The sequence below is a fragment of the Micromonospora sp. NPDC049048 genome (assembly GCF_043197615.1).
Lineage (GTDB): Bacteria > Actinomycetota > Actinomycetes > Mycobacteriales > Micromonosporaceae > Micromonospora.
Genome location: NZ_JBICTM010000001.1, coordinates 203,579 through 224,225, shown reverse-complemented (window position 1 = coordinate 224,225; position 20,647 = coordinate 203,579). Strand labels below are relative to the sequence as shown.

The window sequence follows — 20,647 nt, the reverse complement described above, 5'->3', positions numbered from 1 at the left end:
GACCTGCTGCTTATCCAAAACTGACAGTTGCTACCCGAAGCTGCTGGGGCGGGTCCACGCCTTGGTGAAACACACCGGCACGGCGGCGGACGGCACCTTGCGCCGACGGTACGCCGACGGCGACTCCCCGACGATCTGCCGGAACGTGCGGCTGAACGTGCCCAGGCTGGAGAAGCCGACCGCGTAGCAGACGTCGGTGACGTCGCGGTCGGTGTGCAGCAGCAGGTACATGGCCCGCTCCACCCGCCGCCGTTGGAGGTAGCGGTGCGGCGTCTCGCCGAAGGTCGCCCGGAAGGTGCGGATGAAGTGCGCCTCGGAGACGTACGCGATCCGGGCCAGGGCGGGAATGTCCAACGGCTGGTCGTACGCGCGGTCCATGGCGTCCCGGGCGCGCAGCATGGCCCGGTTCGACTCCTCCGTCGCCCTGCTCACGCCGCCCAGCATAGGGCGTCGCCGCGCTGGGCCCGCTAGCTCGGCGCGGGCGCCAGGATGGTGTCGAGGCCCTGGTCGAACAGCTCGTCGTCACTCCATCGGGCATCGTCGAGATGGCCGGAGGCGGTCAGCGTCGGATAGGCGGCGGGATCCCCCGTGATGTGCCGCCGGGCCTCGGCCCGCGCGCGCGGATCGGCCGTCTGGCGCCAGGTGGCCTCGGTGAGCGCGGCACCGATGACGTAGTTGGCGAGCAGGCGGGTGGCCACCGCCAGTCGACGGTCCGAGAAACCGCCGCGCACCAGTGCCGACTGGAGGAACTCGGTGCGCGCGAGCACGTTGGGGCCGAGCATGGGACGCCCGATCAGGTTCGCCGCCCAGGGATGACGGAGGATGACCGCACGCCAGTCCCGGGCCAGCGCGCGCACGTCGTCGCGCCAGTCGCCCACGTCACGCGGGAGCCGTACGTCGCCGAAGATCTGGTCGACGGCCAGGTCGAGCACGTCGTCCTTGGTCTTCACGTGCCAGTACAGCGCGGTGGAGGTGACGTCGAGCTGCTGGGCGAGGCGACGCATCGTCAAGCCGTCGATGCCGTGCCCGTCGAGCAGGGTCACTGCGGCGTCGACGATACGTTGCCGGCTCAGCGGCGGCGTGCGGCGCGGGCGGACGGAGTCCGTCCGGAGCCACACCGAGCTGACGGCACCGGGCCGCCCGGCCGGCTCCTCGCGCGGCGCCCGACCAAATTGGTTGATGCTCACCCGACCACCCTAGTACGGTGCTCGGGTAACTTAACACCGATAAGTTACCCGACGTGCGTTAGGTCGCTCGGCCGCCCGCCACGGAGGAGGCCCGGACATGCCCCTGATGCGGATCCACCTCGACACCGACCCGACGACCGCCCGCCGGGTCCTGGCCCTACACCGAGCGGGGAAACACCACCACGAGTCCCGGAACGCCGCCCGGAACGAGGTATGGCGCCACGGCCGCACTCCGGCCGCCGAACCGGTCTTCGTCGGCGTCACCAACGGCAGGCCCCTCCGCCTGATCTACGACGTAGAGGTCCACTTCGACACGAGTCCCTGACACCAGGCAGCCGACCGCCGCTCATCCGGGTGGGCGTTGCCAAAGCGCTCAGCGCTGCCGCCAACCGGCCGGCTCGCGACCGCGCCAGGCGCGAAATGCATGATGAAACTTGGAGCCCCCGGCCGGGATCGAACCGGCGACATCTCGCTTACAAGGCGAGTGCTCTGGCCAGCTGAGCTACAGGGGCGTGTGGTGCCGAGGTCAGCATAGCGACTGACGTCCGGATTTCCCCCTCGGCAGGCGCCCCGACCACCGGAAACGTCGTTGTCCCCCTGCGTCGGACCAACATCGACGGTCGATTGATGTCTCCCCGTGCCCGACTGCCCGGAATGTCTATGCGGTCGGTCGCATCCGATGCGCCCCGCCTTGGCAGGTGGCGGAAACCCGTTTACCGTGCAGTGACACAGACGACACCTCGATCATCGAGAGGTTGCCTGTGGGTCGGCCGCTCCTCGGGCCGGCCGCTCCTTCCACTCGGATCGTCCGGCACGTTCCTGCCGGTGAAAGGAAGCACCCCACCATGGCTACGGTCACCTACTCCAAGGCGTCCCGGATCTACCCGGGCACGGAGCGTCCCGCCGTCAACCAGCTCGACCTGGAGATCGGCGACGGCGAGTTCCTCGTCCTGGTCGGTCCCTCCGGTTGCGGCAAGTCCACCAGCCTGCGCATGCTCGCCGGCCTGGAGGACGTCGACCAGGGCTCGATCCACATCGACGACCGGGACGTCACCCACCTGCCGCCGAAGGCCCGCGACATCGCGATGGTCTTCCAGAACTACGCCCTCTACCCGCACATGACGGTGTACGAGAACATGGCGTTCGCGCTCAAGCTGCGCAAGACCTCCAAGGCCGAGATCGACCGGCGGGTCAAGGAGGCGGCGGCGCTGCTCCAGCTGGAGGAGTTCCTGAGCCGCAAGCCGAAGGCCCTCTCCGGCGGTCAGCGCCAGCGGGTGGCCATGGGCCGGGCGATCGTCCGCGAGCCGCAGGTCTTCCTCATGGACGAGCCGCTGTCGAACCTCGACGCGAAGCTGCGTGTGCAGACCCGTACGCAGATCGCCTCGTTGCAGGCCAAGCTGGGCGTCACCACCGTCTACGTCACCCACGACCAGGTCGAGGCCATGACCATGGGTCACCGGGTGGCGGTCATGCTCGACGGCGTGCTCCAGCAGGTGGACACCCCGCGTGCGCTCTACGACACCCCGGCCAACGTCTTCGTCGCCGGCTTCATGGGCTCGCCCGCCATGAACATCAAGACCGTTCCGCTGAGCGAGCGGGGCGCCGCCTTCGCCGACCTGCACATCCCGCTCACCCGGGAGCAGGTCGAGGCGGCCCGCGCCGACGGCGGCGAGAACAAGGTGACCGTCGGCTTCCGTCCCGAGGACTGCGACCTGGTCAGCCCGACCGAGGGCGGCATGCCGGTCGTCGTCGAGCTGGTCGAGGACCTCGGCTCGGACGCCAACATCTACGGCCACGCCGCGCTCGAGGGCAACAACGAGCGCTTCGTGGTCCGTACCGACCGGCGCAGCATGCCGAACATGGGCGACACCGTGTTCGTCAAGCCGCGCGAGGGCCGCAGCCACGTCTTCAACGCGGGCACCGGCAACCGCATCTGACGTACGACGAGAAGGGGCGGCCCGCCATCGGCGGACCGCCCCTTCCGTGTCTGCGGAATCAGCCCTCGGCGGCCCGGCGGCGCGCCACCTCGGCCAGGGTGACGGCGGCGGCGACGCTGGCGTTGAGCGACTCGACGTCGGAGACCATCGGGATGCTGACCGTGAGGTCACAGGTCTCACCGACCAGGCGGGAGAGCCCCCGGCCCTCGGAGCCGACCACCACGACCAGCGGGCCGACGGCGGCCTCCAGGTCGTAGAGCTCGGTCTCGCCGTCGGCGTCCAGGCCCACCACCATGAAGCCGGCGTCCTGGCAGGCCTTCAGCGAGCGGGTCAGGTTCGTCACCTGGGCGACCGGCACCCGCGCCGCCGCGCCGGCGCTGGTCCGCCAGGCGGTCGCGGTGATCCCGGCGGCACGCCGCTCCGGTACGAAGACGCCCTGCGCGCCGAAGGCGGCGGCGGAGCGGATCACCGCGCCGAGGTTACGCGGGTCGGTCACCCCGTCCAGCGCCACCAACAGCGGGGCGGTCTGCTCCAGCGCCGCCGCGACGAGGTCCTCGAAGGGCTCGTACGCGAACGGCGGCACCTGGAGGCCGACGCCCTGGTGCAGCACGCCGCCGGTCATCCGGTCCAGTTCGGCCCGGCTGATCTCCAGGATCGCGATGCCCCGGTCGGCGGCCGTCCGGACGATCTCGTTGACCCGGTCGTCGGCGTCGATGCCCTGCGCGGTGTAGAGCGCGGTCGCCGGCACCTGGGCGCGCAGCGACTCCAGCACCGGGTTACGCCCGACCAGCAGCTCCGGCGTGTCCTTGGACGGGTTGGACTTGCGGCCCGGGGCGACCCGGGGGCCGCTGCGACCGGTGGGCTTGGCGCCCCGGCCGCCCGTGCCGCGCCCGCCGCCTGCCGGCACGCCCCGGCCGCCGCCCTTGCCCCAGGTGGTGTCCTTGCTGCCCGGCTGGCCGATCTTGGGGGCGCGCCCCTCCTCGGCCGCCGCCCGACGCTCCTTGTCCTGCTTCCAGGCGGTGCGCTGGGGCAGCTTCTCGGTGCCCGAGTAGGCCTTGTGCCAGGGCCGCTCGTCGGCGGGCAGGGTCTTGCCCCGCCCGGCGAGGGCGTCCCTGTTCTTGCCACCGGAGCCCTTCGGGGCTCCCGCCTTCGGCGTCAGTCGCCGGCCACGGCGCTGCGAGTTGCCGGCCATCAGTCCTGCTCTCCAATAGTCCAACGGGGGCCCTGGGGGGTGTCCTCGACCACCACGCCGGCCTGCTTGAGCTGGTCGCGTACGGCGTCGGCGGCAGCCCAGTCCTTGCGACCGCGGGCCTGTGCGCGCTGTTCCAGGGCCAGCGCGACCAGTGAGTCCACCACGCCGCGCAGGTCGTCCGCGCGACCGCCACCGGTCCACACCGGGTCGAGGGGGTCGACCCCGAGGATATCCAGCATGGCCCGGGCCGCGGCCAGCGCGGTGCGGACGGTCACATCGTCGCCGCCCGTCAGGGCGGTGTTGCCGTCGCGGACCACCTCGTGCAGGACGGCGAACGCGGCGGAGGTGTTCAGGTCGTCGTCCATCGCCGCCGCGAACGCGCCCGGCAACTCGCCGAGCTGGCCCGCGCCGACGCGCTCGACGGCCCGCTGCACGAACCCCTCGATCCGGCGGTACGCGACGGCGGCCTCGCGCAGCGCGTCCTCCGAGTAGTCGATCCGGGACCGGTAGTGGGCGGCGGCGTAGTAGTAGCGCAGCTCCACCGGGCGCACCCCGAGCGAGGCGACGTACGTCAGGTCGAGGGCGTTGCCGAGCGACTTGCCCATCTTGGCGCCGCCGATGCTGAGCAGCCCGTGGTGCACCCAGTAGCGGGCGAACGGCAGCCCGGCGGCCTGCGACTGGGCGATCTCGTTCTCGTGGTGCGGGAAGGTGAGGTCCAGCCCTCCGCCGTGGATGTCGAACTCGGCGCCGAGGTAGCGCCAGCACATCGCCGAGCACTCGATGTGCCAGCCCGGCCGGCCCCGCCCCCACGGCGACGGCCAGTAGGCGTCCGCCGGCTCGTCGGGCTTGGCGCCCTTCCACAGCGCGAAGTCGCGCGGGTCGCGCTTGCCCCGGTCGGGGGCGTCCCCGGCGGACTGCATCGCGTCCGGCGACTGCCCCGACAGGGAGCCGTACGCCGGCCAGGAGCAGACGTCGAAGTAGACGTCGCCGGAGCCGTCGGTGGCCGGGTAGGCGTGCCCGTCGGCGATCAGCTTGGCGATCAGCTCGTGCATCTCCGGGATGTGCCCGGTGGCCCGCGGCTCGTACGTCGGCGGCAGCACGTTGAGCGCCCGGTAGGACTCGGTCAGGATCAGCTCGTTGGCGTACGCGATCGACCAGAACGGCCGGCCCTGCTCCATCGCCTTGACCAGGATCTTGTCGTCGATGTCGGTCACGTTGCGGATGAAGGTGACCTCGTAGCCGGTGGCGAGCAGCCAGCGGCGCAGCACGTCGTAGTTGACGCCGGAGCGAAGGTGACCGATGTGCGGCGGGGCCTGGAGGGTGAGACCACACAGGTAGACCCCCACCTTGCCGGCTTCCCGCGGGACGAAGTCCCGCACCGATCGGGTGGCGGTGTCATACAGGCGTAGCGTCACCGTACAAGGGTAGCCGTCCCCGCATTTCTGGGTCGTCCGGAGCCGGGTCGTACGCTGCTCGTCGTGGAGACGACGGCGCGGGGCGGGGAGACGGCGCAGACGCTGGACCGGGGGTTGCGGCTGCTGCACCTGGTCGCCGACGCGCCGGGCGGGCTCACCGTCACCGAGGCGGCGAACCGGTTGGGCGTCGGCCGGGCGGCGGTGTACCGGCTGGTCGGCGCGCTCGCCGCGCACGGCATGCTGCGCCGCGACGGCGACAACCGGCTGCGCCTCGGCGCCGGGGTGCTGCACCTGGCCCGGCGCGCCCAACCGCTGCTCGCCGAGGGGGCGCTGCCCGCGCTGCGTCGCCTCGCGGAGCAGGCTGGCGCGACCGCCCATCTGACGGTGGTCGAGGGCGGCGAGGGGGTCGCGCTGGCCGTGGTCGAGCCGAGCTGGACGTCGTTCCACGTCGCGTACCGGACGGGGGCGCGGCACCCGCTGGAGCGCGGTGCGGCCGGGCGGGCCATCCTCGCCGGCAGGTCGGGCGCCGCCGGCCCGGTGAGCACCGCCGGCGAACTTCAGCACGGGGCGTACGGCGTGGCGGCCCCGGTGCTCGGCGTGCCCGGTCTGGAGGCGAGCGTCGGGGTGGTGGCGCTGGCCCCGCTCGACGCCGAGGTGGTCGGCGCGCAGGTCCTCGCCGCCGCCACCGCCATCGCCGCCGCCCTCTCCTGAGAGGACGCTCCTCTACCACATCCGAGGGCCGCCGTGCCGGTTGTCCACAGTCGGCACCGCTCGGGACGATCGCGGTTGTCCACAGGGGTGCCGCGCGGTACCGGACGGCGGGCACGCTGCCCACATGCCATCTCCACCGCACCGTCCCGGCGTCCTGGCCTGGCAGGTCTTCCGCGGCTCGGACGCGATCCGACAGGGGCTCGTCACCGAGCACCAACTGCGCAGTTCGGCCTGGCTACGCCTGCGCCACGACGTCTACGCCGACGCCCGGCTCCCTCGCGACCATGCCCTGGCCTGTCGGGCCGCCGCCCTGCGGCTGCCGCCCGAGGCGGTCGTCGCCGGCCCTTCGGCGGCCTACCTGCACGGCGTCGAGCACGCCGCGTCCTTCGCCGACGACGTGCACGTCCTCGTCCCGAGGACGATGCGCCTCGGCCCGCAGCGGGGCCTGCGCGTGCACTCCACCGGCCCGGCCACGTCACCGCCGTACGCGCCGCCGCCGTCGAGCGTCGCGGTCCGGCCGCCCGGCCTCGTCGACACGAGCATCGCGGCCCGGGCACCCGGGCTCGTCGCCGTCGAGGGCCCGCCCGGCCGCGGCCCGGCCGACGACCGGAGCGTCGCGGTCCGGCCATCCGGGCTCGTCACCGCCGAGGGCCCGCCCGGTCGCGGCCCGGCCGACGACCGGAGCGTCGCGGCCCGGCCATCCGGGCTCGTCACCGCCGAGGGCCCGCCCGGCCGCGGCCCGGCCGACGACCGGAGCGTCGCGGCCCGCCCGTCCGGGGGCGGCCTGCGGGTGGCCGACCTGCGGACCGCCGGACCGCCGGTGGGCACGGATCCGGCGTCGGCGGCGTGGGAGACGGCGGTCTGGTTGGAGCCGCTGCGCGCGGTCGGCATCGTCGACGCGCTGCTCCGGCAGGGGCTGACGAGCCGCGAGGCCCTCGCCGAGGTCGCCGACCGCAACGCCGACCGGCCCGGCGGTCGGCGGGCCCGCTGGGTGTTCGAGCTGGCGGACCCCGGCGCCCGGTCGCCGGCCGAGTCCGAGTTGCGGGTACGGCTGACGCTGGCCGGGCTGCCGCGTCCCGCCGTCCGGCACCCGGTCCGGGTCGCCTCCGGGCTGGTCGTGCACGCCGACCTGACGTGGCCGGCGTACCGCGTCGCCGTCGTCCAGGAGGTACGGCACGCCGAGGCCGGTGGCGGGCACCTCGACCGGATCGCGCGGCTCGGCGGGGCCGGCTGGCTCGTGCTGCCGGTGACCGGCAGGCGGCTGCGCCACGACTTCCCGAACGTCCTGCGCGAGGTCCGTGCCGCGCTCGGCGCCCGGGGCTGGCGCCCGTGACCGGGGCTGGCGCAGCACCGTCCGGCGGTCGTCGCGCACCATCCGCTCGTACGGACGCGGGCGTCCTCCGCCGGACATGCCAGAGGCCCGGCCGAACGAGTCGACCGGGCCCCTGCCGTCCGCCGTTACGGGCGGGCGTTGGGCTTGAGCGGGGTCTTCACCGCCGCGTAGGCGTCCACGATGCCGTAGCCGTAGAAGCCGTTGAAGTTGAGCCCGCCGGCGCAGTAGGCGTCGAACTCGGCGTCGCGGCCCTCGTTGGCGTACGACACCAGGCGCGGCTGCGGGCAGGCGCGCTCGGCAGCCGTGCGGTAGAGGTGCTGCTCCACCAGCTTCGGCGCCATGCCGAAGCCGCCCTGGCGGTCCTTCTTGCCGTGCTTGCTGACGATCAGCGCGGCGACACCGGAGGCGTGCGGGGCCGCCATCGAGGTGCCCTGCAGGTAGGTGTAGTACCCGCACTCACCGTTGGCCTTGCACTCCTTGAAGACGCTCTCCTCGTAGCCGGCGACGATGTTGCCGTCCGCGTCGACGGAGCCCTCCTCCTGGAGCACCTTCTTGGGGTACGTCGAGAGGATCATGTTGGCGTCGGTGCGGTAGGTGTCCGTGCCGAAGCCGTCGCGGAACCAGCCGCCCGGCGCCGCCACGGCGGTCTGCTCGGTGCCGTAGTTCGAGAAGTCCGACTTCTTGCCCGACGGGCCGACCGACGACACGCTGATCACGTTCGGTCCCTCGGTGGGCATGTTCCAGCAGCCGTCGTTGTCGATCTCGCGCGGGTAGGGCGCGGTGTCACCGTAGTTCGGGCTCGACGAGTCGGTCCGCGGGTCGCCCAGGTCCTCGTGGTTGTTGCCCAGCGCGCCGACGAGGGTGACCCCCCGGCTGTGGGCGTAGGTCAGCGCCCGCTTCATGGCCTCGATGGTGGCCCGCTGCTCGGCCTGGGCCTCCGGGGAGTCGGCCGGGTTGGCGGTGCAGTTGAAGAGCCACGGGTCGACGTAGAAGGACATGTTGACCACGTCGAGACCGGTCCTCCCGGCATGCAGCAGGGAGTTGACCACCGGCTCCAGGAAGAAGTAGCCGGAGTCCTGGCCGCCCTTGAGCTCGACCAGGGAGATGTTCGGGGCGACGCCGGAGAGGCCGAAGCCGTTGGCGGCGGCGCCGATGGTGCCGGCCACGTGGGTGCCGTGCCCGCCGTCGTCGGTGCCGACCGGGTCGAGGCAGCTCGCCACCTCGCACTCGCCGTCGACGTCGACGATGTCGGGGGCGAAGTTGCGGGACAGCGCCCAGTTGAAGTTCGGCGCGATGTCCGGGTGACTGGCGTCCACACCGGTGTCCAGGACGCCGACGGTGACCCGGCGGTCGCCCGGCTCGATCTTGCGCGCCTGGTCGGCCCGGATCATCTCCAGGCCCCAGAGCTTGTCGTCCAGCGGGTCCATCTTCTTGCCACGCTTGGCACCACCGCCCTTGGCCGCCGCGGCGGCCAGCAGGTGCTCCTGCTCGACCCGGTCGAGCTTCGGCTTGCGGCCGATCGCCTTCTGTTCGGCGGCGCCGATCAGCGCCGACGCGGCGGTCGCCTTCGCGGCGAAGTCGGCCCGGTCACTGGTCACCCGGAACATGCCGACCTCGTCGGACCGGGAGACCACCGTGCCACCGGCCGACCGGATGGCGGCGATGGCCGCGTCTGCGGAGACACCGTCTTCGGCGACGACGGTGAAGGTACGGGCACTGGTCGGCTCGGCACTGGCCGGCACGCTCATGCCCGTCACCGCGAGTGCCAGCGCGGTCGCGGTCGCGACGGCACCGGCGGTGAAGCGCTTGCTCACCACATCGGATCCTCTCGTTGAGGGACGTGGGAGACATCAGACAACACCGCAGCGCATTCCGCCACCGCGGCATCGGCCGTCGACCGCCTCGGCGTCACGGCAGGGCGGGCTCGGCGGCGCGCGACTCCGGTCGGTCGTCGGCGCGGGGTGTGCGCAGCTCGTCGACACGCACGAGGGCGACGCCGGCGACGATCAGTGCGCCACCGACCAGTTGCACCACGGTGGGCAGTTCACCCAGCACCAGCCAGGCGATCAGGACGGCGAACATCACCTCGGTCAACCCGACGAACGACGACAGCCGGGCGCCGAGGATCCGGGTGCCGGCGATCCCGGCGAGGTACGCGACGACGGCGGCGACCAGTGACAGGCCGACCACCGGCACCAGCCAACTGGTGCGCTGCCCGGCGAAGGTGACCTCGCCGAGGGCGACCCGCAGGGGCAGCGCCCCGACCGCGCCGAGCAACAGCAGGACGGCGGCTCCGACGGCCATGCCGCCGCTGGCCAGCACCACGGAAGGCAACTTCTCGTCGACCCGCCCCGCGAGCACGAAGTAGCCGGCGAGGCCGACCGCCGCCCCGAGCCCCCAGAGCACGCCCACCGGGTCGAGCCGGCCGGCGCCGGTCAGGTCCAGGACGAGGAACAGTCCGGCGAGGGCCGCCACCGAGCCGGCGACGGTCAGCCGACGGGGGCGCTGCCCGTGGGCCAGCCACATCCAGCCCACCACCAGGACGATGCCGAGGTACTCCAGCAGCAGCGCGACGCCGACGGGCAGGTAGCGGACCGCGTTGAAGAAGCAGACCTGGGCCGTCGCGACCCCGAGCAGCCCGAACACGCCGATGGTGGCGAGGTTGCGGCGCAGCACGTCCCACTTGCCGCGCAGCGACAGCACCGCCGGAATCGCCACCACCAGCGCCGCGACGCCGACCCGGACGATCACGGCCGACTCGGCCGACCAGCCTGCGTCGATGAGGGACCGGGCGAACGTTCCCGACGTGGCGAAGGTGACGGCGGAGAGCAGGGCGAGGCCGAGACCGAGCCCGGCGGCGGGTTGACGCATCGATCCACTCCCACTGTCATGAGCAAACTGCCACTATGCTGATGACGCTAGGTCGGCACTCCGACAGGAGTCAAGTTGCTCTTCACCCATGACACGGAATGCTCTCTGACCGCCGTTGCCGCGCTGGTGAACACCGACCGCCGCGACGGTGACGGGCTGCCCGACGTCGCCGCCCTGGACGCGTTCTTCGCCGCCCACGCCTACAGCGGGCGGCACGAGCACACCGAGGACGAGCTACGGGCGGTACGCGACCTGCGACCCCGACTGCGGCACGTCTGGTACGCCGACACGGAGGGGATCGTCGCCATCGTCAACGGGCTGCTGCGCGAAAACCACGCGGTGCCGCAGCTCATCACGCACGACGACGAGCCGTACCACATCCACGCCGTGCCGCGCGACGCGCCGCTGGCGACGCGGATGGCCGTCGAGGCCGCGATGGCGCTGGCGGATCTCGTACGCACCGGCGAACTGCGCCGGCTGCGTATCTGCGACCACCCGGACTGCGAGAACGTGCTCGTGGACCTGTCCAAGAACCGGTCCCGACGATTCTGCGACGCGGGCTGCGGCAACCGCGCCGCCGTCACCGCCTACCGCGCCCGCAGGTCCGCCGCCCGCTGACGTCCCGCCGGTCTTTGACGTGGAGCCCGGGCGAGGCCGGCGCAGGACCGGGACGGGGCCGGTCAGGGGTGGGTCATCCGGAGCAGGTCGAGCGCCTCGTCGAGCTGGGTCTCGGTCAGCTTGCCCGAGTCGACGTGCCCCCGGGAGATCACCACCTCGCGGATCGAGACCTGCTTGGCCAGCGCCTCCTTGGCGATCGAGGCGGCCTCGTCGTACCCGAGGTGGCGGTTGAGCGGAGTGACGATCGACGGCGAGCCTTCCGCGTACGCCAGGCAGACCTCGGCGTCCGCGACCAGGCCGACCACCAGACGGTCGGCGAAGAGCCGGCTGGACGCGGCGAGCAGGCGGATCGACTCCAGCAGGTTGCGACCCATCACGGGGAGCATGACGTTCAGCTCGAAGTCGCCCTGGGAGCCGGCGAACCCGACGGCGGCATCGTTTCCGATGACCTGGGCGCAGACCTGCCGCATCGCCTCGGCGACCACCGGGTTGACCTTTCCCGGCATGATCGACGAGCCCGGCTGGAGGTCGGGGATGCGCAGCTCGCGCAGCCCGGCGCGGGGGCCGGAGCCCATCCAGCGGATGTCGTTGGCGATCTTGTAGAGGCCGACGGCGATCGTACGCAGTTGCCCGGAGGTCTCCACCAGCGCGTCCCGGGCGCCCTGCGCCTCGAAGTGGTTGCGCGCCTCGGTCAGCGGCAGCCCCGTCGAGCCGCGCAGCTTCTCGATGACCTTCGCGGCGAAGCCGAGCGGGGTGTTGATGCCGGTGCCCACCGCCGTGCCGCCCAGCGGCAGCTCGGCCAGCCGGGGCAGCGCCCCCTCCAGCCGCTCGATGCCGTAGCGGACCTGGGCGGCGTACCCGCCGAACTCCTGCCCGAGGGTCACCGGGGTGGCGTCCATCAGGTGGGTACGCCCGGCCTTGACGACGGTCTCGAACTCCTCCGCCTTGCCCTCCAGCGCCTCCGCCAGGTGGGCCAGCGCGGGCAGCAGGTCCCGTGCGACGGCCTCGGTGGCGGCCAGGTGGATCGAGGACGGGAAGACGTCGTTGCTGGACTGCGAGGCGTTCACGTCGTCGTTCGGGTGCACGTCGCTGCCCAGCTCCCGGCTGGCCAGCGTGGCGATGACCTCGTTGGTGTTCATGTTCGACGACGTGCCGGACCCGGTCTGGAACACGTCGATCGGGAACTGGTCGTCGTAGCCGCCGTCGGCCACGTGCGCCGCGGCGGCGGCGATCGCCGCGGCCACGTTCGCGTCGATCACGCCCAGTTCGCCGTTGACCTCGGCCGCCGCCCCCTTGATCTGGGCCAGCGCCCGGATCTGCGCCGGCTCGATGCCCCGGCCGGAGATCGGAAAGTTCTGCACCGCGCGCTGGGTCTGCGCCCGCCACAGCGCCTCGGTGGGCACCTCCACCTCGCCCATCGAGTCGCGTTCGATCCGGTAGCCCGTCGCCTCTGGAGTCGTCACGCGTACCATCCTGCCGCCTCGACGAGGGACTCGCAGATGATCGCCGAGTCCGGCTCGGCCGAAAGTCCGGCGCCCGGCGCCAACTAATTGATTTAAACTCGCAAAAATTCTGCCTCTTCAATGGAGGGCTCCAACGTGCACAGCAACGGGGGTTCCGCCGGCGTGCCCGTCACACGCCACCGGCGCGTTCCGCGCCGACTCCTGGCCACCGGCCTCGCCACCCTGCTCACCGCCACCGGCGCGCTGGCCGTCACCACACAGCCCGCCTCGGCCGGCCTCACCTTCCTCCGGCCCACCAGCGTCGCCGTCACGGACGCCGAGCGCCCCACCGGGACGTTCCCCTCCACCGACGGCACCGTGCCGGTCGGCACGTGGAAGGACCCGGACGGCGGCCGGCACACGTCCCGGGCGTACTTCACCTACGACCTGACCCGGTACCACGGTCAGCGCATCATCAGCGCCCGCGCCATCACCGGCGAGCAGTCGGTCAACAACTGCGACAAGCCGCGACAGCTGGAGCTGTGGCGGACCGACACCCCCGTCACCCCGCCGACCTGGAAGAACTCCCCCACCGCGCGGAAGAAGATCGCCGATCTGAGCCTGCCGGAGGCGCCCTGCCCCTGGAGCTACCTCTCCAAGCTGATCACCGAAACCGTCGCCACCGCGGTCGCCGGCCAGCAGGACAGCCTGACCCTCATGATCCGGATCGGCGACGCGGAGGAGTCCTTCAAACACGGACGGCGGATCACCAACCTCGGTCTCTCGCTGGAGCACAACGCCGCTCCGGACGTGCCCGGCAAGCTGAGCGTCGGCGGCGTCGCCTGCACGGACGCCACCTTCGTCGGCACCAGCACGCCCGAACTCCAGGCCGAGCTGACCGACCCGGACGTCAACGAGACCGGCGGCGGCGACCATGTCACGGCGACCTTCGCCTGGTGGCCGGTGGACCGGCCCGCCGAGCGGACCGAGTACACGTGGCCCAGCTCGATGCACGCGCCCGCCCGGTTCCGGTACGTCGTGCCGCAGGGGCAGCTGGTCGACGGCGGACACTACGCCTTCGCCGTCCGCTCGGCCGACCAGTACGGGGACACCTCGGCCTGGTCCCCGGAGTGCCGGTTCACGGTCGACACCCGCAAGCCGGCGGAGCCGACGGTCGTCTCGACGGACTTCCCGCCCTACCCGCAACAGTCCGTCATCGGGCCGAACGTCCCCGGTCGGTTCACCGTGGGCGCCAACGGCTCCGACGACGTCGTCCGCTACCAGTACTGGGGTTACGACGGGTCAGGGCAGGTGGCCGCCGACGGACCCGGCGGCGGTGCCACCTTCACCTACACCGCGAAGCGTCCCGGTCCGCACCGGATCGAGGTGTACAGCGTGGACCGGACCGGCAACCTGTCGGTCACGGTCAACTACGAGTTCTGGGTCCGGGACACGGCGCCCCGAATCACCGACGGCAACCCGGAGGGCCGGCTGGGTCAGCCGAGGGAGATCACCTTCTCGCCGGCCATGGCGGACGTGACCGAGTACGTGTGGTGGTTCAACGGCGAGGAACGCACCGTCGCGGCCAACGCCGACGGCGTCGCCACGGTGACGGTGACCCCCACCCAGATCCAGAACACGCTGCGGGTGCGCAGCCGCACCAGCGGCGGCGTGCCCTCCGGCGACGCGGAGTACAACTTGTACGTCCGGACGTCGCCCTTCGTCAGCTCCCCGAACTGGCCGGACAACGGGTGGCCCGGTACGCCGGCGGGCACCGAGGGCACCTTCGTGTTCCGGCCGGCGATGGACGACGTCGTCGAGTACGTCTACAGCTTCGACTACGGCGACCCGCAGACTGTGCCGGCCGGCCCGGACGGCGGCGCGACGATCACCTACACCCCGCGCGACGCGTCGAGCCACACCCTCGAGGTGTTCAGCCGGACCGGGGCCGGGACGCAGTCGGAGTCCACCTACTACTCGTTCCACGCGGCCTCCGTCGCCCCCGAGGTGGATTCGCAGGTGTACCCGCGGAACCTGACCGGTGGCGGGCCCGGCATCCCGGGCACGTTCACGTTCACGCCGCACGCCGGCACGAGCGGCGTCACCTCGTACGTCTACCAGTTCACGGACGAGCCGGAGCGGACGGTCGAGGCCGGTGCCGACGGCACCGCCACCGTCGAGTGGACGCCGCGGAGCCTCGACAGCGGGTTCGGCGGCTGGGTCCAGCTCCAGGTGCGGGCCAGGACGGCCGGCGGGATCGTCACGGATGCCCAGTACTACTCGTTCCGGGTCGACCCGAAGAGCCCGCTGGTCACCTCGGACGTGTTCGGCCCCCATGGCGGGGCGGTGGTCGGCCAGACCGGCGAGTTCGTGTTCACCAGCCAACTCGCCGGCAGCACCGAGTTCGTCTACTCCATCGACGGCGGTCCGGAGCGCACCGTCGCGGTCGGCGCGGACGGCACGGCCAGGGTGACGTGGACGGCGGACTCGCCGTACAGCCACAACATCACCGTCCGGAGCCGGACGGCGGCCGGAGTGGTCTCCGGTCAGGCGTACTACGGCATCTGGATCGACTGGAGCTGACCACGGCAACGTCGAGGGGCGCCGGGCAGCAGGCCCGGCGCCCCTCGCGTACGCGGCGGGGTCCGGCCGGCGTACCGGGGACGGTCGAAAGTCGGAGGCCGACACCGGGACCAGGCACTTAAGATCGTAAAAGTATTCGCACTCCATCGGAGGGTCTTCCACCTTGCACTGTCAACGGGGTTCCATCGGCGTGCCCGCCGTACGACGCCGGCGCGCTCCGCGCCGGCTCCTCACCACGGGGCTCACCGCACTGCTGACCGCCACCGGGGCGGTCGTCGTCACCGCCCAACCCGCCGTCGCCGCACCGACCCGCTGGGTCCCGCCGACGAGCGTGAGCTACACGGACGCGCGGCAGCAGGGCGCGACCTTCACCGCCACCGAGGCGGACGTCCCGGTCGGCACCCTGGAGAACGCCGGGGTCAAGCGCACGACCAGGGCCTACCTCACCTTCGACCTCACGCCCTACCGGGGCAAGGAGATCATCGACGCCACGCTGCGCACCGGGGAGTCGGCGGTCGCGGACTGCGACCGGCCGCGCGAGCTGGAACTGTGGCGCACGGACACCCCGGCGACCGCGCCGACCTGGGACGCCCCGCCGACCGTACGGGAGAAGGTCGGCGACCTCGACCCCGCCGCTCCCTGCCCGGCGGCCCACCTCGAACTGCCGCTCACGCGGACCGTGCAGCAGGCGGTCGACGCCGGGCGGGAGTCGCTCACGCTGATGGTCCGGGTCCCCGGGGACCACGAGGAGAACAAGCACCACGGCCGGCGGCTGCGGACGCCGGGCATCTCGCTGACCGCGAACGCCGCCCCCGACGTGCCGGGCGCCCTCACCGTCGCCGGGCTGGACTGCGCCGACGACCGGGTGACCGGCACCGCCACCCCGACCCTCACCGCCGAGGTGACCGACCCGGACGCGAACGGGACCGGCCTCGTCGAGCAGGTGACGGCGACCTTCGCGTGGTGGCCGGTCGACCGGCCCGACGAGCGGACGGAGTGGACCTCGGGGGCGTTCGCCGCGCCACGCCGCTTCCAGTACACGGTGCCCGCCGACGCGATGGCCGACGGCGGCAGCTACGCCTTCGCGGTCCGCGCGGCGGACCAGCACGCCAGCTCCGCCTGGTCGGCGGAGTGCCGGTTCTCCGTCGACACCACCAGCCCCGCCCAGCCGACGGTCGGCTCCACGGACTACCCGGCCGACGACGGCTGGTACGGCGGTCCCGGCATCCCGGGCCAGTTCACCTTCTCGGCCGGCGGCGACACCGACACGGTGCGATTCCGCTACAGCGTGTCCGGGCAGCCGGCGACCGACGTGGCGGCCGACGTCCCGGGCGGCTCGGCGACCGTCACCCTCACCCCCGACCGGGACGGGCCGAGCACGCTCACGGTCGAGGCGGTGGACCTCGCGGGCAACCGCTCCCCCGCCACGAGCTACGTGTTCCGGGTGCGCAGCACCAGCCCGACGATCACCGACGCCAACCCGACGGCCGGGTACGGCCAGCCGCGCGCCCTGACGTTCGCACCCCGCATGGAGGACGTCGTCGAGTACACGTACCGGCTCGACGACGGGCCGGAACAGACGGTGCCGGCGCTCGCCGACGGCACGGCCACGGTCACGATCACGCCGACGAAGCCGGGCTACAACACCGTGTACGTCCGCAGCCGGACGGCCGGTGACCTGCCGTCCGGCGAGGGCAGCTACCGGTTCCACCTGGCGACCAAGCCCACGGTCAGCTCGGTCGAGTACCCGATCAACAAGGTCCAGGGGGCGGTCGCCGGCACGCCGGGCACCTTCGCCTTCCAGGCGGGCATGCCGGGGGTGACGGAGTTCGTCTACTCCTTCGACGGTCGGCCGGCGGTGACGGTCGCGGCGGGCCCTGACGGGTCGGCGTCGGTGGGCTACACCCCGACGACCGCCGGGATCCACCGGATCACCGTCCACACGCGGACCGGCGACGGGATCGTGTCGGAGACCTTCAGCGGCACGTTCTACGCCAGCCGGGCGAGCTGACGCAGGAAGACGAGGGGCGCCGGGCCACTGCCCGGCGCCCCTTTCGCGTACGCGGGGATCAGCGGCGACCGACCGTCAGCACCGGCTTGGTGACCTCGGCGAAGAAGTCGTTGCCCTTGTCGTCGACCACGATGAAGGCCGGGAAGTCCTCCACCTGGATCTTCCAGACCGCCTCCATGCCCAGCTCCGGGTATTCCAGGACCTCGACGTGCTTGATGCAGTCCTGGGCGAGCCGGGCGGCCGGGCCGCCGATCGAGCCGAGGTAGAAGCCGCCGTGCTGCTGGCAGGAGCGGGTGACCTGGGCGGAGCGGTTGCCCTTGGCGAGCATCACCTGGGAGCCGCCCGCGGCCTGGAACTTCTCCACGTACGCGTCCATCCGCCCGGCGGTGGTCGGGCCGAACGAGCCGGACGCGTAGCCCTCGGGCGTCTTGGCCGGGCCGGCGTAGTAGACGGCGTGGTCGCGCAGGTACTGCGGCATCGGCTCCCCGGCGTCCAGCCGCTCCGCGATCTTGGCGTGCGCGATGTCGCGGGCCACGACGAGCGGGCCGGTCAGCGACAGCCGGGTCTTCACCGGGTACTTCGACAGCTCGGCGCGGATCTCGTCCATCGGCCGGTTGAGGTCGACACGGACCACCTCGGACGCGTCGAGGGTCTCGTCGGTGACGTCGGGCAGGTAGCGCGCCGGGTCGGTCTCGAGGCGCTCCAGCCACACGCCCGACGGGGTGATCTTGGCGACCGCCTGCCGGTCCGCCGAGCAGGAGACGGCGATCGCCACCGGGCAGGAGGCGCCGTGGCGGGGCAGCCGCACCACCCGTACGTCGTGGCAGAAGTAGCGCCCGCCGAACTGCGCACCGATGCCGAAGTTGCGGGTCAGCTCCAGCACCTCCGCCTCCAGCTCCAGGTCCCGGAAGCCGTGCGCGGTCATCGAGCCGGAGGTGGGCAGCGCGTCGAGGTACTTGGCGCTGGCGTACTTGGCGGTCTTCAGGGCGTACTCGGCGGAGGTGCCGCCGATGACGATGGCGAGGTGGTACGGCGGGCAGGCGGCGGTGCCGATCAGCCGCAGCTTCTCCTCCAGGAACTGCATCATCCGCGTGGGATTCAGCAGCGCCTTGGTCTCCTGGTAGAGGTACGACTTGTTGGCCGAACCGCCGCCCTTGGCCATGAAGAGGAACTTGTACGCGTCGGGCTGCCCGTCCGGGTCCTCCGCGTAGAGCTCGACCTGGGCCGGCAGGTTGCTGCCGGTGTTGCGCTCCTCCCACATGGTCAGCGGGGCGAGCTGCGAGTAGCGCAGGTTGAGCCGGGTGTAGGCCTGGTAGACGCCGCGCGAGACGGCCTCGGCGTCGCTGCCGTCGGTGAGCACGTGCCGGCCACGCTTGCCCATCACGATCGCGGTGCCGGTGTCCTGGCACATCGGCAGCACGCCGCCGGCCGCGATGTTGGCGTTGCGCAGCAGGTCGAGCGCGACGAACCGGTCGTTCGGCGAGGCCGCCGGATCGTCGATGATCGCCCGCAGCTGGGCCAGGTGCGCGGGGCGCAGGAAGTGCGCGATGTCGTGCATGGCCTCGGCGGTCAGCGCGGTGAGCGCGGTCGGCTCCACGGTGAGGAACCGACGACCCCCCGGGCCGTTGACGACGTCGACGCCCTCGTCGGTGACCAGGCGGTATTCCGTCTGGTCCGGACCGGTCGGCAGCAAGGGAGCGTACGAGAACGCGGCGGCACTGCTCATGAGCCGAAAGCCTAGGGCAGAAGGGTCGATCAGTCCCACCCGCCGGGTGGGTCCTGGGACGACGCTCTCACCCGGGGCAGAGTTCCCGCTTGGGTCCGCAGCTGTCCGCCGGCCCGGGGACCCCCGCCGTGCCGCCGGGCCCGGGTACGCCGCCGTCCCGGGGCGGGATGGGAGCGCCCGGCGCGCCGCCGAAGCGGACGTAGCCGATCTCCCGCCCCTCGCCGATGACCATGCCGCCCGGGCCGACCGCGAGGGCGTTCGCGGAGGTACGCAGGCTCGCCAGCTCCCGCCCGGTGCGCGGGTCCAGCGCCACCAGCCGGGACGGCTTCTCGTCGGCGATCACGGCCGCGTACGGGGTGAGCGCGGCGCCGGCCTTCGCCCCGGCGGGACGGGTCCACCGTACGCGCCCGGCGCCCAGCTCCCGGCCGACGACCGCGCGCTTGTCGGCCGGCCGGACCAGGGCGTACCGGTCGTCGACCGCGAGCAGCCGCTCCCCGGCGTTGGTGACCAGCAGCAGCCGCCCGTCGTAGCCGTCGAGGACCGCCTCGCGGGCGTCCGGGGCCACCCCGATCAGCACGTTGCGCGCGCCGTGCGGGTCCTCCCGTTGCGCGCAGCCGGCGTTGTCGGCGGTCCGCAGGTTGATGCCGGTGCGCTGCCACGTCTCCTGGCCGGTCGCCGGGTCCCGGCCGGAGATGGCGAAGTAGCAGGTGCCGTCCTGCGAGCGGGCGGTGATCCGCAGCAGCCGGCCGCCGATCACCGACAGCCGCTCGTCGCGGCCGGGCTCGACGTCCTGGAGCACCCGCCCGGTGGCGGTGTCGAGGACGTGCACCCGGCCGTCGATGGGGAACCCGAGCAACGCCGGTACGGGCTCGGGACCGGCCACCTCGTCGTCGATCCGCACGGCGTCGAGGCGGCGGGTGTCGAGCAGCCCCGGGTTGTCGCCGAGCAGCCCGCTGCGTACGCCGGGCACGAAGGCCGTCCAGAGCGGGGCGGTGCCGCGCGGGTCCCAGGCGCTCACCGTGCAGTCGGTGGCGTCGACGCAGCGGGCGTCGAGCAGCATGTTGCGGTACGTCCAGACGGCCACCGCGTCGCCGTTGCGCCGCCGCGTGGCGCCGGTCGCCGGGTCCAGTACCTCGTACCCCTTGACCAGCAGCTTGCCCACGACGACGACCGGGTCACGGTCGCCGCCGGCCACCGCGGACCAGTCGGCCTTGCGCTCCCACAGCTGGGCGCCGGTGGCCAGGCTGCGCGCCTCCACGCGGGTGCGCTGCTCGACCACGACGGTGTCGCCGGCGATGGTCACGCTGCGCGGGGTGCCGCCGACGCGCTGCTGCCAGACCACGTCCGGCTCGGAGATGGGCTGGCTCCGGTTCACCCAGTCCCACATCCCAGGGAACGGGTTCCACACTCCGGTCGCGGCGAGCGCGACGACCGCGACGAGCGCGAGCAGCAGCCCGCCACGCCACCCCCCGAGGCCGCCCGCCTTCGCCACACGCACACCGTAGCGACGACCGTCGCGCCGCCGCCCTCCCGTGCCGCCGTGTCGCCGCCCTTTCTCCACGCTCCGGGTGTATGGAAGGGCCCCCGCCTGTCGCCTCTCGTACCGGAAGAGGCCCTTCCG

16 protein-coding genes and 1 tRNA gene are annotated in these 20,647 nt (G+C 72.6%); 7 read left to right on the top strand and 10 right to left on the bottom strand.

Annotated features, from left to right (window positions below):
• Positions 1-30: 30 nt before the first annotated feature.
• Both ACGFIG_RS01030 and ACGFIG_RS01025 read right to left on the bottom strand, forming a co-directional pair.
• Positions 31-444: a helix-turn-helix domain-containing protein gene (locus ACGFIG_RS01030; RefSeq protein WP_392998033.1), complete on the bottom strand. Its 414-nt coding sequence runs from the start codon at positions 442-444 to the stop codon at positions 31-33.
• 23 nt (positions 445-467) lie between these two features.
• Positions 468-1,187: a TetR/AcrR family transcriptional regulator gene (locus ACGFIG_RS01025; protein ID WP_392998032.1), complete on the bottom strand. Its 720-nt coding sequence runs from the start codon at positions 1,185-1,187 to the stop codon at positions 468-470.
• Between the two features lie 97 nt (positions 1,188-1,284).
• Between ACGFIG_RS01025 and ACGFIG_RS01020 the strand changes: the two genes are divergently transcribed.
• Positions 1,285-1,512 (top strand): hypothetical protein, encoded by a 228-nt coding sequence (locus ACGFIG_RS01020; RefSeq protein ID WP_392998031.1) that lies wholly within the window; start codon positions 1,285-1,287, stop codon positions 1,510-1,512.
• A 110-nt stretch (positions 1,513-1,622) separates the two neighbouring features.
• Here ACGFIG_RS01020 and ACGFIG_RS01015 read toward each other — a convergent pair.
• Positions 1,623-1,699, bottom strand: a tRNA-Thr gene (locus ACGFIG_RS01015).
• A 333-nt stretch (positions 1,700-2,032) separates the two neighbouring features.
• Here ACGFIG_RS01015 and ACGFIG_RS01010 point away from each other — a divergent pair.
• Positions 2,033-3,124: an ABC transporter ATP-binding protein gene (locus tag ACGFIG_RS01010; RefSeq protein ID WP_392998030.1), complete on the top strand. Its 1,092-nt coding sequence runs from the start codon at positions 2,033-2,035 to the stop codon at positions 3,122-3,124.
• 58 nt (positions 3,125-3,182) lie between these two features.
• Here the strand turns inward: ACGFIG_RS01010 and rlmB are convergent, their stop codons facing one another.
• Together rlmB and cysS are read right to left on the bottom strand one after the other, a co-directional pair.
• Positions 3,183-4,316, bottom strand: coding sequence for a 23S rRNA (guanosine(2251)-2'-O)-methyltransferase RlmB (gene rlmB, locus ACGFIG_RS01005; protein ID WP_392998029.1), 1,134 nt, complete (start codon positions 4,314-4,316; stop codon positions 3,183-3,185).
• Positions 4,316-5,731 carry a cysteine--tRNA ligase gene (gene cysS, locus ACGFIG_RS01000; RefSeq protein WP_392998028.1) on the bottom strand — a complete coding sequence of 472 codons (1,416 nt, stop codon included), beginning with the start codon at positions 5,729-5,731 and terminating at the stop codon, positions 4,316-4,318. Before cysS ends, rlmB begins: the two co-directional genes overlap by 1 nt.
• A 63-nt stretch (positions 5,732-5,794) precedes the next feature.
• Between cysS and ACGFIG_RS00995 the strand changes: the two genes are divergently transcribed.
• Together ACGFIG_RS00995 and ACGFIG_RS00990 are read left to right on the top strand one after the other, a co-directional pair.
• On the top strand, positions 5,795-6,442 hold the full coding sequence (locus ACGFIG_RS00995) for an IclR family transcriptional regulator (protein WP_392998027.1): 648 nt from the start codon (positions 5,795-5,797) through the stop codon (positions 6,440-6,442).
• 124 nt (positions 6,443-6,566) lie between these two features.
• Positions 6,567-7,775: a hypothetical protein gene (locus ACGFIG_RS00990; RefSeq protein WP_392998026.1), complete on the top strand. Its 1,209-nt coding sequence runs from the start codon at positions 6,567-6,569 to the stop codon at positions 7,773-7,775.
• 125 nt (positions 7,776-7,900) lie between these two features.
• On the opposite strand, the gene ACGFIG_RS00985 is transcribed toward ACGFIG_RS00990, so the two are convergent.
• Complete coding sequence (locus tag ACGFIG_RS00985; protein ID WP_392998025.1) at positions 7,901-9,589, bottom strand: S8 family serine peptidase; 1,689 nt, start codon at positions 9,587-9,589, stop codon at positions 7,901-7,903.
• 94 nt (positions 9,590-9,683) lie between these two features.
• Positions 9,684-10,646 (bottom strand): DMT family transporter, encoded by a 963-nt coding sequence (locus ACGFIG_RS00980; protein WP_392998024.1) that lies wholly within the window; start codon positions 10,644-10,646, stop codon positions 9,684-9,686.
• 75 nt (positions 10,647-10,721) lie between these two features.
• Between ACGFIG_RS00980 and ACGFIG_RS00975 the strand changes: the two genes are divergently transcribed.
• Positions 10,722-11,264, top strand: a complete 543-nt coding sequence (locus ACGFIG_RS00975; protein ID WP_392998023.1) for a CGNR zinc finger domain-containing protein — start codon at positions 10,722-10,724, stop codon at positions 11,262-11,264.
• Between the two features lie 62 nt (positions 11,265-11,326).
• Here the strand turns inward: ACGFIG_RS00975 and ACGFIG_RS00970 are convergent, their stop codons facing one another.
• Positions 11,327-12,736, bottom strand: a complete 1,410-nt coding sequence (locus tag ACGFIG_RS00970) for a class II fumarate hydratase (RefSeq protein WP_392998022.1) — start codon at positions 12,734-12,736, stop codon at positions 11,327-11,329.
• 153 nt (positions 12,737-12,889) lie between these two features.
• Here ACGFIG_RS00970 and ACGFIG_RS00965 point away from each other — a divergent pair, with 153 nt between their 5' ends.
• Positions 12,890-15,289 carry a hypothetical protein gene (locus ACGFIG_RS00965; RefSeq protein WP_392998021.1) on the top strand — a complete coding sequence of 800 codons (2,400 nt, stop codon included), beginning with the start codon at positions 12,890-12,892 and terminating at the stop codon, positions 15,287-15,289.
• A 190-nt stretch (positions 15,290-15,479) separates the two neighbouring features.
• The gene (locus ACGFIG_RS00960; RefSeq protein ID WP_392998020.1) at positions 15,480-17,300 is read left to right on the top strand and encodes a hypothetical protein; all 1,821 of its coding nucleotides are present in this window, start codon (positions 15,480-15,482) and stop codon (positions 17,298-17,300) included.
• A 58-nt stretch (positions 17,301-17,358) separates the two neighbouring features.
• Here the strand turns inward: ACGFIG_RS00960 and ACGFIG_RS00955 are convergent, their stop codons facing one another.
• Positions 17,359-19,026, bottom strand: coding sequence for a fumarate hydratase (locus ACGFIG_RS00955; protein ID WP_392998019.1), 1,668 nt, complete (start codon positions 19,024-19,026; stop codon positions 17,359-17,361).
• Between the two features lie 67 nt (positions 19,027-19,093).
• Positions 19,094-20,518 carry a PQQ-binding-like beta-propeller repeat protein gene (locus ACGFIG_RS00950; protein WP_392998018.1) on the bottom strand — a complete coding sequence of 475 codons (1,425 nt, stop codon included), beginning with the start codon at positions 20,516-20,518 and terminating at the stop codon, positions 19,094-19,096.
• Between the last annotated feature and the right edge of the window lie 129 nt (positions 20,519-20,647).

Bases quoted from the DNA above. Each gene is read 5' to 3' on its own strand.
- rlmB (WP_392998029.1), bottom strand. From the start codon at position 4,316: ATGGCCGGCAACTCGCAGCGCCGTGGCCGGCGACTGACGCCGAAGGCG.
- ACGFIG_RS00970 (WP_392998022.1), bottom strand. From the start codon at position 12,736: ATGGTACGCGTGACGACTCCAGAGGCGACGGGCTACCGGATCGAACGC.
- ACGFIG_RS00955 (WP_392998019.1), bottom strand. From the start codon at position 19,026: ATGAGCAGTGCCGCCGCGTTCTCGTACGCTCCCTTGCTGCCGACCGGT.
- ACGFIG_RS00980 (WP_392998024.1), bottom strand. From the start codon at position 10,646: ATGCGTCAACCCGCCGCCGGGCTCGGTCTCGGCCTCGCCCTGCTCTCC.
- ACGFIG_RS01010 (WP_392998030.1), top strand. From the start codon at position 2,033: ATGGCTACGGTCACCTACTCCAAGGCGTCCCGGATCTACCCGGGCACG.
- ACGFIG_RS01030 (WP_392998033.1), bottom strand. From the start codon at position 444: ATGCTGGGCGGCGTGAGCAGGGCGACGGAGGAGTCGAACCGGGCCATG.
- ACGFIG_RS00990 (WP_392998026.1), top strand. From the start codon at position 6,567: ATGCCATCTCCACCGCACCGTCCCGGCGTCCTGGCCTGGCAGGTCTTC.
- ACGFIG_RS01020 (WP_392998031.1), top strand. From the start codon at position 1,285: ATGCCCCTGATGCGGATCCACCTCGACACCGACCCGACGACCGCCCGC.